The following is a 12,248-nucleotide window of genomic DNA, read 5'->3' on the forward strand; positions in this document are numbered from 1 at the left end:
GCCATGTGCCTGTTGCCAAGCAGCTTATTGCGGCGTGCTTGGCGACACCGGTAAGCGGCTAAAAATGCCAATAATTGGTGTGTCGTGAGCCCGCAATATCGGCTCAATATCACGATGCAAGGCGTGATATTGGTAAAACGGCACGCGTGGGAAAAGGTGATGGATGGAGTGTAGGTTTTGCCCAAACCAAAACCACTCAACAGGCTTCATCCATGCCGGCATGATTAAGCTGCTCGTGGTGCGATAACGCTGTGTTTGGTCGTAGGGAAAATGTGGCCGATAGGCGAACCAATACGCAGTAAAAATTCCACCAGAAATATAGCCTAAAAGTATTACAGCGAAGGTGCCTGGCTGATCGACAAAGGTGAGAAAAGCAATTCGCCAGCCTAATGATGCAGCGACTTCTAGGCAGTAAATGCTCCGCTCTTTTAGCGATGCAGCAGCCCAGCCGTGTTTGACGAAAAAGCTATTTTGCGTCCACAGAAACTTAAAAATCGTGGTGATGAAAGACACGGCGCCCTTACCCATGCCGCTGACAATGAAGTCGGGGTCTTTGTCGGCTTGGTTGGTATAGCGGTGATGAGTAAAGTGCTCAATACGGTGAGAGGCATAAGGAATGGCAATGATGGGCGCGACTAAGTAGCCGCAGAGATCATTAACCCATTTGTACTTATCGTTTTGACCATGGATATTGCCGTGAGCCGCCTCATGCAGCGGGGTATATGACATATATGTCAGTGCCGCACAGGCGATAAACGCCAGCCATGGCGAAAGCGCGCCGCTAGCAAATAATGCCAAACATAAAATAAAAGCAGTCACGACACTGACGGTGAGCGCGATTGTCGGCCAGGCCATTTTGCCCATATAGTGCTTGGCGCTGGCAATGGCTTGCTTGTTCAATACGGCGCGGTCAATTTCCATCGTTAGTATTCCTCTTAGTGCTAACTTAGAACCATAGGGCTTCATAGCAAGCATCACTACGGCCGGTGTGGCCATCTGTAGTGAATCTGCGGCCACATTCAGTAACGGAAAAAGGGCTCCACCATCTATGTCCACGCATGAAGAACAGCTGCACCCCGCTGCTGTGAGCCAGGTCATGATCAACTTTGCCCTGCATCGGGGCATGGATAGGGCTAGCTGTTTACTCGGCACCGGTATATCCGAAGAGGCGCTATCTAGCGCTGAAGGCATGGTTAGCCGCGCGCAAGAAATGCGGCTTATTGAAAATATGATGCTAGCTATGCCCGATGGTCTTGCCATGGGTTTTGAGCTTGGTTTGCAATATAGCTTGGCTACTTTTGGGGCTTGGGGCTTTGCCTTGCGCACGAGCAAAACCTTGCGCGATGCGGTGCTAATCGGCATGCGATATCTGCCGTTAAGCACGGTCTATTGCAAAATCGCCTTGATCGATGACGACGATGAATGTGGTGTCAGCCTTGATCCGAGTGTTATATCGCCACACCTTCGGCAGTTTTTGCTAGAGCGCGACATGGCTACCGCCATCAACTTAATTAAAGAACTGTCGCTATCGGGCTTTGGCATAAAAAAGCTGCAATTTGCTGGGCAGCCCAGCATTGATGCCACGCTCATCGAGAAGCTCTGTGGCATCAAGCCTGTTTTTTTTGCACAGAAAAATAGCATTACGGTGAGTCGAGCAGAGGCAGATTTGCCATTTGCTAATTACGATGCCGGCTTAGTGCTATTGCTAGAAGAGCAATGCCGTTTGCGTATGCAGCGAATAAGCGTTTCTGGCGTGTCGGGGCGAGTGCGACAAAAATTATTAGGTGACTTAGGTTTGAGTAGCTCGCTGGATGACATGGCGGTAGCGCTCGCCATGTCGCCACGAACACTAAGGCGCAAGCTAGAGCAAGAGGGCGCAAGCTTTCGAGATATTGTTGATGAAGAGCGTAAGCAGATTGCCATGCAGCTGCTGGAGAACTCATCGATGAAAATGGATGAGTTGGCAGCGCATTTGGGCTTTATGGACTCGGGTGGGTTCGTGCGTGCTTTTCGTCGTTGGCTGAGCTGCTCGCCAAGCGAATATCGTGAGTCAAAAAGGGTAGCTGTTTAGCCAACACCTACGAAAGATTTTGCTTGCCATAGCGCGCGATAAACATCGCTACATTTTCGTGAACTAATAGCGCATCGGCCTCGGCGCTAGGCTTGCCTAAGCCCATGGTGGCCTTTAGGTGCGAGCGGCCCAAATTCAGCGCTAAAAACTGATCGGCTGCTTGCGATATATGGCTAATGGCCAAACTTCCGGCAGCCACGGCGGCCTTCAAATAGTCCTGTACATACAGGTTCACATGTTCGGGGCCGGCGCTGTAGAAGCGCGCGCAAATATCGGGATGCGTTGTCGCTAGACCAAACATGACACGGTGGATGCGGATGACATCATCGGCGCGCATGAGTGAGATGAACTGCTGGGCAATGAGGGTAAGTGCTTCGGTTGGACGCTTCGGATCGAGCATGTCATCGCTAAAGCCGGCAAATATACCTGTAGTGCGATAGGCCACGCAGGCCTCAAACAGCGCATCTTTACTAGCAAAGTTGTTATACAGCGTCATTTTCGAGACGCCGGCAGCGCTCGCCACCGCATCCATACTGACGCGATCATAACCATGCTCGAGGAACTGCTGTGAGGCAGCCTCGAAGATTTTTTGCAAGCGTTTTGGGTCGCGTGGGCGACCGCGCTTAGCAATCGCTGGCTGATCTTTGCTCATGAGTTTACTTGACAGTCTATTTAATAGGTTTTATTACTATACGGCATGGTCTAGTTAATGGTCAAAGTCTGTCCTGTTTGCAGCATAAATACTAAAAGAACATCCGCCACTTTTGTTGAGCTTGTCATCATGAACGCACGTTTTCTACGTTATTCCTCTAGCCAATGCTATGTCGCTAGCGCCATTTTTTTTGCATCCGCGCTGCTTACGTTGAGTGCTTGCTCGTCAAGTGATGCAGAGGTCGATGCTGAGCTACGGCCAGTATTGGTGATGACAGTTGGGGCTAGTGGCAATGCCATGAGCACTGAACGTAGTGTGCCAGGTGTAGTGAGTGCGCGTTATGCCAGCGATCTCGGCTTTCAAGTCGCGGGACGTATTGCTAAACGCTCAGTTGAGCTTGGGCAAACAGTGCGCAAGGGCCAAGTGCTGATGCAGCTCGATGGCAGTGACTATCAGCTCGCATCTGCTGCTGCGCAAGATCAGGTACTTGTGGCTAAAACACAGTATGACCAAGCCAATGCCGATGCCAAACGCATGGTGACCTTGGTCAAGGCCGGTGCTATTAGCGTGGCAGAGAGTGAGCGTCAAACTGCCCGCGCTGAAGCAGCTAAAGCGCAGTATCAGCAAGCTCAACGCCAAGCCGATTTATCGCGAAATCGCCTGCGTTATTCCAGTCTAGTCGCTCCATACGATGGCGTGGTGACGGCCGTTCGTGCCGAGGCAGGGCAGGTTATTGGCGAGGGCGCGCCGGTGGTCTCAATAGCTAAACCGGGCGAAATGGAAATTGCCGCTGACATCCCTGAAGGCTTGATGGCCACTGTCTCCAAGCAAGAAGCTGAGGCCGATATTTGGGGCTCGGATGCGCCGCGTATCACTCTGCGTTTACGTGAAATTTCGCCAGCTGCCTCGCAACCATTACGCACTTATCGTGCGCGTTTCTCGTTACACAATGCCACGCCAGAGCAGCTTGCAGCATTGCATTTGGGCATGACCGCACAGGTCGTGATGAAGTCTGCTGAGGCGCCATCTACGGCGGTTATCTTGCCCGCGACGGCTTTAGTGAAAGCGCGCGATAAAGTCTCAGTTTGGCTAGTTAGCGATAAAGCGCCGACTTTGCAAAAGCAGGCGGTGCATGTGTTGAGTTTTAACAACGACACCGTGTCGGTGAAAGGCGTGCCGAATGGTGCGAAAGTGGTCATTGCGGGCGTGCAAAAGCTCGATGCCAAGATGCAGGTTCGTGCTGTTGAGCGCAGTGGCGCCGGCTTGAATCAGCCAGCAGCCGCTGGGGCGCGTCCATGAAAGGTTTCAACCTTTCCGAATGGGCGGTAAATCATCGCACCATCGTCTTATTTTTAATGATCTCCTCGCTGCTGGCGGGCATTTTTTCATTTACTAAGCTAGGTCGTTTGGAAGATCCAAACTTCAACGTACCGGCGATGACAGCCGTGGTTGCCTGGCCCGGTGCCAGTGCTGAAGAATTGCAAAACGAAGTGCTCAATCGCATGGAACGTGCCGTGCAAGAGCTGCCTCATTTGAACTTCGTGCATAGCTTTTCGCGCCAAGGCTATGGCGGCATGACCTTGAGCATCAATGGCCGACACTCAGGCGATGAGCTGAAAGAGCTGTGGTATCAGGCGCGCAAAAAAATTGGCGATATAAGCGCTGAGTTTCCTGCCGGCGTACGTGGGCCGTTTTATAACGACGAATACACCGATGTCTACACATCACTGTATGCACTACGCGGCGATGGCATTACTCAGGCCGAGCTGCAGGAGTTCGCTGAGCTGGTCAAACGCCGCCTGCAAACGGTGCCAAATACCAACAAAGTTAATATCCTCGGCAAGCAAGATGAAAAAGTCTATGTTGAGCTTTCCACGCGCCGTTTAGCCTCACTTGGGCTAGCGCCGCAGGCCGTTTTTGCCGCCATTGCACAGCAAAACCAAGTGCGCCCCGCAGGCTCTATCGACACCAAAAGTGACCGTGTTTTTGCTCGCATCGATGGCAGCTTGCACTCAGCTGCCGATGTGGCCGGCGTCAGTGTTGAGGCCGGTGGTAACTTGCTGCGCTTAGGCGATATTGCCAAGGTCTACAGCGGCTATGAGGATCCTTCAGATTTTCGTATTCGCCACAATGGCCATCCCGTTTTAGCGATCGGTGTCACCATGGTGGCCGATGGCAATATCCTCACCTTGGGCCGCGACTTAGCTGCCGAGATGGAGAAAGTTCGCGCCGATCTGCCCGTGGGCATCGAGATCGAGCAGTACGCCGACCAATCACAAGTCGCTGAGCAATCGGTATGGGAATTTGAGAAGGCCTTTTTAGAAGCACTGGTCATCGTGCTAGCAGTGTCGTTTCTATTCCTCGGCTGGCGCACTGGCATTGTCGTGGCCGCCTCGGTGCCACTAGTTCTGGGCATTGTCGCCGTCATCATGTATGCCTTTGGTTGGCATTTAGATCGCATCACCTTAGGCGCACTAATTATTGCGCTCGGTCTATTGGTCGATGACGCCATCATCGCAGTGGAAATGATGGTGGTGAAAATGGAGCAGGGCTGGGACCGTGTTCGCGCGGCCACGTTTGCTTATACGTCGACAGCATTTCCCATGCTCACCGGTACCTTGGTGACCATTGCAGGCTTTATGCCAGTAGGTTTTGCGCGCTCGACATCGGGCGAATACGCTGGTGGTATTTTCTGGATTGTCGGCATAGCGCTGATCGTTTCATGGTTTGTCGCAGTGATTTTTACGCCGTATTTGGGCGTACTAATGCTGCCCAAAGATTTAGCCGAAAAAGCCCATCACGACCCCTATGACAAACCGGTTTATAAGCACCTAAGGCGCTGGGTTGATTACTGTGTGCAGCATCGGAAAGTGGTACTGATCGCCACAGCCAGCCTCTTTGTGTTGTCTATTTTTGGCATGAAACTAGTACAGCAGCAATTTTTCCCAACCGCATCGCGTCCAGAGCTTTTGGTAGAGCTTCGCCTAAAAGAGGGCTCCTCAATTAAGGCCACGCAGCATGAAGTTGAGCGTTTGGAAAAAATCTTGGCGAAAGACAAAGACATCGAGTATTTCACTGCCTATGTTGGTCAAGGCTCACCGCGCTTCTATATCTCTCTGGCGCCAGAACTACCCAACCCAGGCTATGCCCAGTTTGTTATTCAAACCGATGGCTTGGAGGCGCGCGAAGCAGTGCGTACTCGCTTAATGACCTTGTTTGATAAAGACCAAGTATTCCCAAATTTGCGCGGCCGTGTGCTGCGTCTAGAGTTTGGTCCGCCAGTGGGCTTCCCTGTGCAATTTCGCATCGTTGGGCCTGACCCCATGGAAGTGCGCCGGATTGCTTATGATGTGCGTGATGCCGTGCGCGAAAGTAAGTTAGTGCGCGACACACAGCTAGATTGGAACGATCAAGTCCGCTCGATGAAGCTGCGTATTGATCAAGATAAAGCACGCCTTTTGGGTGTCAGTAGTGCCGATATTGCCGATCTCGTGCAAACCGCGCTATCCGGTGCGCCGGTGAGCCAAATTCGTCGTGGCGAAGAGCTTATCGATATTGTGGTTCGTGGCACGCCAGAGGAGCGCTCGCGTATTGATAGCATCGGTGATTTGTCGCTGTTTTCGCGCACTGGTGGCGTAGTGCCATTGAGCCAAGTGGCCAGCCTTGAGCCGGTGTTTGAGGAGCCAGTACTGTGGCGGCGAAATCGCCATTTGCAGCTCACCGTGCGCAGTGACTTAGCCGATGGTGTGCAAGCGCCATATGCCACGCAGCAAATCATGCCGACCTTGCAGCCGATCATTGATCGCTTGCCACCGGGTTATGAAATTCAGCAAGGTGGTGCGATTGAGGAAAGTTTGAAGGCGAACAAGGCGTTATCGGCAGTATTTCCGATCATGCTAATCGCCATGCTGGCGTTTTTAATGTTCCAGCTGCAGAGCTTTTCACTGATGTTTATGGTGTTTATGACCGCGCCATTAGGGCTGATTGGTGTGGTGCCCGCGCTGCTGATATTCAATGTGCCATTTGGCTTTGTTGCGCTGCTTGGCGTCATCGCATTGGCAGGTATGATCATGCGCAACTCGGTGATTCTGGTCGACCAAATTGAGCAGGATATCAAGCAAGGTCATGAGCCTTGGCAAGCTATTGTTGATGCTACGGTGCGCCGTTCGCGGCCGGTGGTGTTGACGGCGGCAGCGGCTATTTTAGCCATGGTGCCGCTGTCGGGTAGTGTGTTTTGGGGGCCGATGTCGATCTCTATCATGGGCGGCTTGGTCGTCGCCACCGGCCTTACGCTACTGTTTGTGCCAGCGCTCTATGCGGCGTGGTTTAAGGTGAAGCGCAGCGCTTAATTGCTCGTTGATTTTTTACCTAAGCCTAAGCGGTTGCTAGGCTTAGGTTTAATGACTTGCTCGCTCTGCCGGCCTTTGCCGAAAGAGCAGCAAGCACATCACGATAAAAGCCATAAGCACTGCCGAGGCGGTGAATCGGCTCAGATCCAAGCCACCGGCGGCCAATGGTTTATCCAAAAAGTCGCCAACCACTGCGCCTAAGGGCCGAGTCAAAATAAATGCTGCCCAAAACAGGGCGGTGCGCGAAATATGAGTCCATAAATACGCGGCCAAAACCACCAGCAACATAAGACCAAATATCACTGCCGCGCCGCGATAGCCAAGCCCCGCTGAGTCTGCCGTCCAATCGCCCAATGCCGTGCCCAGGGTTTGCGAAAATAATATCGTGACCCAGTAAAAGTACTCAGCGCGTGGCGTGCTTAGTGAATGGATGGATATTGAGCCTAGGCTGCGATGCCAGCTGAATAAGGTGCCGAATAAAAGGCTTAGCAGTAGCAAGGTGCCACCAGCATAGCCAATGCCTAATGATCTATCGGCAAAGTCGGCAAGTGTGGTGCCAACAATCGTGGTGGCAATAATCGTCGTCCAGTACAGCATTGGGCGAAAAGCGATGGCTTTGATTTGTGCCCTAAGCGCAAGCAAAAACAAGCCAGTGAAGAGCACGGTGCTGAGCAGATAACCAAGATTTAGCGACATCGAGGCGGCATCGCCAGCTGTTTCGCCAAGCGTTGTGGCTGCGATTTTGATTATCCAAAACAGCAGTGTGACTTGCGGAACCTTGACCAAGGTATCGGACATATTTTCTTGCATGAGCTATGTGCCTTTTTCAGCACTAAAGCAGTGCCAGCCCACACAATAGCCAGCAGCGCCTGAACCCAAGCTTGCGGCTATATTAAGTTTTGCTCATGTTTAAGTAACGCGCCGCGATCAAACTAAGCTTAGAACAACTTTGCCCATGCCATCGCCTGATTCTAAATGACGATGGGCGGCGGCTACGTGCTCTAGGGCAAAGACTTGATCGATCACCGGTAAGCAGCGCCCTGCGGCTAATGCCGGCCAGACTCGCGCGTGTAGTTGTTCGGCAATGGCCGCTTTCTGCGCACTGCTGCGGGCGCGCAAGGTCGAGCCAGTAATCTGCAAGCGCTTGAGCATAATCGGCATTAAATTTAGCGTGGCGCTGATGCCGCCCATCATGCCGATAATCACTAAGCGGCCGTCGTTGGCAAGCAGACGCAGGTTTTGTTCTAGGTAGTTGGCGCCAACAATATCGAGGATGACATCGACGCCTTCGCCATCGCTGAGCTGTACAATGGCTTCAGCAAAATCGTGCTCGCGATAGTTCACTGCAACTCCGCCTAAGTCTTCAATTAGCTGACATTTTTCCTTGCTGCCAGCGGTGGCAAAGCAGCGCAGCCCTAGCTCGCGCCCGAGTAGCAGCGCCGTAGTGCCAATACCGCTGCTGCCGCCATGGATCAGCACGCGCTCACCGGCGCGGGCGTGGCCGAGCTGTACAAGGTTGGCCCAGACCGTGAAAAATGTCTCTGGAATGGCTGCTGCCTGCTGCATGGATAAGCCGGTGGGCACCGGCAAGCATTGGCCCGATGGCACGGCGCAGTAGTCGGCATAGCCGCCGCCATTAGTCAGCGCACAAACGCGATCGCCGAGCTGCCAGCCGCTGACATCGGGAGCGATGGCGACAATCTCGCCAGCGACTTCCAAGCCAAGCACCGGATTGACGCCAGCGGGCATAGGGTAGAGTCCGCGGCGCTGCAAAATATCGGGCCGATTAACGCCGGCTGCATGCACATTAATCAGGACTTCGCCGGCAGCGAGTGTTGGTAGTGCGCCATGGCGGATGATCATGATCTCGGGGTCGCCGACGGCGGTGCAATCAACGAAGCGCATAGAAGCTGGTAGTACTGGTGAGGGCGCGGCTTTTGAAGACATAAGCGGTTATTACTCACTAAATGAGTGGAAAAATGCCTAGGGCAATGTCACTGCTCGCTAGGCGTTACTCGCTTGTGACGTGTGACGATTAGCGAGAAGGCCAATAATGCACCACCAGCAGTCATGCCCGCCATGCCTTCGTATAACGCCGATTGCCAGCCCAAATAGCGCCAGGCAATGGCGACACTTAAGCCAACAATGACGGCGGCGAAGCGTGCCCAGCGCGGCGGCTGCGCGCCCATCACGCGGCAAATCAGCAGCGGTGCTAAGGCGCTGGCCAAGCCAGACCACGCCATGATGACCAAATTAAACACGCTTTGGGTGTTGCTCAGCGCCCAGATTAGCGCCAAGGCGGTGATGATCACGGTGCCCCACTTCAGCCGCGATAACTTGTTTGAGCCCGGTACAAGGTCATGCGTGAGTGCGGCCGAGCAGCTTAAAATAAGTGAGTCGGCGGTGGAGAGCGTGGCGGCGAAAACGCCTGCTAATACTAGGCCGACCAAGACCGGATGCAGCAACTCCAGCGCCATAGTGGGTAGGGCTAATTCGGCATCGAAGTTGGCCGTATCGGGCAGATACAGTCGCGAGAGCAAGCCAACGCCGGTAGCCATCGCGTAGAAGGCGATAAACCAGAGGTAGTACCACAGTCGTGCGCGATTCATATGCGCGCCGTTATTTAGCGCCATAAAGCGCACCATGACATGCGGCTGGCCGATCACCGAGAGGCCGGCAAAAAACCAGCTCACGGCAAACAGTACGCCGCCGGCTAAACCTGGTAGTGCGAGGTCTTTCGGGTAGGCATTCATATAGCCGGGGATGCTGTGGAGTTGTTGCCAGACAGCCTCTAGGCCGCCAAGGTTAAGCGTGGCAACAATCAGCATCAGGCTCATGGCACCGATCATCACGAATGATTGTGCGGCGTCAGTCCACATGGAGGCGCGAATTCCGCCGGCCAAGCAGTAAAGCAGCACAAGGCCGGCACCGAGGAAAGCACCAGTGGCCATTGGCCAATCAAACAGAACATGCAGTGCCTTACTGCCGGCAACGAGTTGCGCACTGGCATAGGCCAATAAAAATACCAGTGAGATGAGTGCGAGCAGGCGCTGTAGCAAGACATCGCGCTGGCCGTTCCAATGGCTGAGGATGTCGGCAAAGCTGACGGCGCCTGTGGCTTCGGTGAGGCGGCGCAGGCGGGCGTGGACATAGCGTGAGGCCACGTAGTCGCCGCTGATCCAGCCTATCATCAGCCAGATGGCGGCAAAGCCGGTGGCGTAGGTGTAGCCGATGACACCAATGAACATATAACCGCTGTTATTGGTGGCGACTGCCGAGAGACCGGCGAGTGCCGGCGATATATCACGACTGGCTAAGTAGTAATCGTCGGCAGTACCACGACTTTTGCGCGCGGCACTAACGCCGACCAGCGCAAAGCCGGTAAGAAACAGCAGGAAACTCCAAATCACGAAACACCTCGTAGGCCATAACAGCGCCCAAGCGAAGCTCAGACACCACAGTTGTGGTTATGAAACAGGACCCAGTGGCCAGCCGAGGCTGAGCCATAGTCCGAGAAATCCACCCCACAGCACGAGTAAAATCAGTGAGTAGGGCAGCATGAGAGCGACCAAGGTGCCAACGCCGGCGGCAGGCTGATAGCGCTGCGCGAAGGCGACGACCATGGCGAAGTAGGGCATCAATGGCGTGATGATATTGCCGACGCTATCGCCCACGCGGTAAGCCGCGAGCGTGGATTCGGCGGGGATGCCGGCGAGCAGCAGCATGGGCACAAAGACAGGTGCCATTAGGGCCCACTTTGCTGAGGCGGAACCAATGAATAGGTTGATGGTGAAGGTGGCTAAGACAAACAGTAGCAAAAGCGCAGTGGGTGCTAGGGCGGCTTGTTGCAGTGTGGCCGCGCCTTCAATGGCGAGTAGCTGGCCGAGCTGGCTCCAGTTAAACCAAGCGACAAATTGTGCGGCAAAAAACATCAGCACGAGATAGCTGGCGAGACTTTTAAAGGTGTCTTCCATGGCGGCGACAGAGTCGCTGGCGCGCGACCATCGGCCGCTAAAACGTGCGTAGAGGATGCCGGCGACACCGGCGGTAAAGGCAATGACGACGACGATGCCTTGTACTAGCGGTGAGCGTGAAATGCTGCCATCGGGGCCGCGTAAAGCGCCATCGGCGGGCCACACGGCACATACGCAGGCGGCAATGATGAGCAGCGTCCAGAGCAGGGCGGCGAGGCTGCCGGCGCGATGCAAGGTGCTGTCGTCATGTTCATCGGCGGTGTGTGTTTGCAGCTGGGCGGCGGCGCTTGAAAGCTCGGCGGCGGTTTTATCTGACTCGGCAATATCTAGCGCCATGCCCGGTGCATGCTTCACCGCGTCATGCGCCATCATCGCTTCTGCCGCTTGCAGTCGCGGCTGAACAATCCAGGCATTAATCGCGGTAATCACCAGCGTCACCAACAGCGTTGAGGCGGCAATAAAATAGTAGTTGGCGGTAATCGCCACGGTGGCATCGGGCGAGACGGTGCGTGCGGCCTCCGTGGTGATGCCGGCCAAAATGGCATCCACTGGGCCGATCGCGATATTGGCGGAAAAGCCCGCTGAAACACCGGCAAACGCGCAGGCAATACCGGCTAATGGCGGCAAGCCAGCGCGCGCAAACAGCAGGCCGGCGAGCGGAATGATCACGACATAGCCGGCATCGACAGCAAGGCTAGACAAGACGCCGGCGAGGGCCACGATAAAGGCCAAGCCGCGGCCGCCACTGAGGCGCACCAGACCTGAGAGCATGCCGCCGAGCAGTCCCGAGCGCTCGGCTAGGCCAAGGCCCAGCATGGCGATCATAACGCTGCCGACGGGCGCGAATTGAGTGAAGTTAGTAACGCTGCTGGCTAGCACATAACGCAGACCATCGAGCGATATTAAGTTGGCGGCGGTGACCACGCGGCTGCCATCGGGCCAAGGTGCTTGCCAGCCTAAACCGCTGGCAATAGCAGAGAGCACGGCGACGCCAAAACACAGCCAAACAAATAGCCAGGTTGGGTGCGGTAGTCGGTTGCCGAGGCGCTCAAAACGGTCGAGTGTGCGATTTAAAAATGATGAGGGCATGGGTCGGGGCTGTATTTTTGTTAGCCCCGACCTTACCCAAATGCGGCTAGCGTCGCAAACCGAGTGCGGCTTTTTATGCTTAGTCAGTGCAATCTTGGCATTGGCTAAGCTTG

At 54.5% G+C, this 12,248-nt stretch carries 9 protein-coding genes; 3 read left to right on the top strand and 6 right to left on the bottom strand.

Annotation, left to right across the window (positions count from 1 at the left end):
- Positions 1-24: 24 nt before the first annotated feature.
- Positions 25-921, bottom strand: coding sequence for a fatty acid desaturase family protein (locus ACFQ0F_RS01525; protein WP_379068334.1), 897 nt, complete (start codon positions 919-921; stop codon positions 25-27).
- Between the two features lie 127 nt (positions 922-1,048).
- Here ACFQ0F_RS01525 and ACFQ0F_RS01530 point away from each other — a divergent pair, with 127 nt between their 5' ends.
- The gene (locus ACFQ0F_RS01530) at positions 1,049-2,071 is read left to right on the top strand and encodes an AraC family transcriptional regulator (protein WP_379068337.1); all 1,023 of its coding nucleotides are present in this window, start codon (positions 1,049-1,051) and stop codon (positions 2,069-2,071) included.
- A gap of 7 nt (positions 2,072-2,078) precedes the next feature.
- Here the strand turns inward: ACFQ0F_RS01530 and ACFQ0F_RS01535 are convergent, their stop codons facing one another.
- Positions 2,079-2,723 (bottom strand): TetR/AcrR family transcriptional regulator, encoded by a 645-nt coding sequence (locus ACFQ0F_RS01535; RefSeq protein WP_340676333.1) that lies wholly within the window; start codon positions 2,721-2,723, stop codon positions 2,079-2,081.
- Between the two features lie 129 nt (positions 2,724-2,852).
- Between ACFQ0F_RS01535 and ACFQ0F_RS01540 the strand changes: the two genes are divergently transcribed.
- Positions 2,853-4,022: an efflux RND transporter periplasmic adaptor subunit gene (locus tag ACFQ0F_RS01540; RefSeq protein ID WP_379068341.1), complete on the top strand. Its 1,170-nt coding sequence runs from the start codon at positions 2,853-2,855 to the stop codon at positions 4,020-4,022.
- Positions 4,019-7,072 carry an efflux RND transporter permease subunit gene (locus tag ACFQ0F_RS01545; RefSeq protein WP_379068344.1) on the top strand — a complete coding sequence of 1,018 codons (3,054 nt, stop codon included), beginning with the start codon at positions 4,019-4,021 and terminating at the stop codon, positions 7,070-7,072. Before ACFQ0F_RS01540 ends, ACFQ0F_RS01545 begins: the two co-directional genes overlap by 4 nt.
- 48 nt (positions 7,073-7,120) lie before the next feature.
- On the opposite strand, the gene ACFQ0F_RS01550 is transcribed toward ACFQ0F_RS01545, so the two are convergent.
- The 4 genes from ACFQ0F_RS01550 to ACFQ0F_RS01565 all read right to left on the bottom strand — a co-directional run bounded on the left by ACFQ0F_RS01550 (position 7,121) and on the right by ACFQ0F_RS01565 (position 12,135).
- Positions 7,121-7,882 carry a COG4705 family protein gene (locus ACFQ0F_RS01550; protein ID WP_379068347.1) on the bottom strand — a complete coding sequence of 254 codons (762 nt, stop codon included), beginning with the start codon at positions 7,880-7,882 and terminating at the stop codon, positions 7,121-7,123.
- Between the two features lie 117 nt (positions 7,883-7,999).
- Positions 8,000-8,977 carry an NAD(P)H-quinone oxidoreductase gene (locus ACFQ0F_RS01555; protein WP_379068350.1) on the bottom strand — a complete coding sequence of 326 codons (978 nt, stop codon included), beginning with the start codon at positions 8,975-8,977 and terminating at the stop codon, positions 8,000-8,002.
- An 89-nt stretch (positions 8,978-9,066) separates the two neighbouring features.
- Positions 9,067-10,482 carry a sodium/proline symporter gene (locus ACFQ0F_RS01560; protein WP_379068353.1) on the bottom strand — a complete coding sequence of 472 codons (1,416 nt, stop codon included), beginning with the start codon at positions 10,480-10,482 and terminating at the stop codon, positions 9,067-9,069.
- A gap of 57 nt (positions 10,483-10,539) precedes the next feature.
- Positions 10,540-12,135, bottom strand: coding sequence for an AbgT family transporter (locus ACFQ0F_RS01565; protein WP_379068356.1), 1,596 nt, complete (start codon positions 12,133-12,135; stop codon positions 10,540-10,542).
- Between the last annotated feature and the right edge of the window lie 113 nt (positions 12,136-12,248).

The sequence above is a fragment of the Paraperlucidibaca wandonensis genome, from assembly GCF_042677145.1.
Lineage (GTDB): Bacteria > Pseudomonadota > Gammaproteobacteria > Pseudomonadales > Moraxellaceae > Perlucidibaca > Perlucidibaca wandonensis.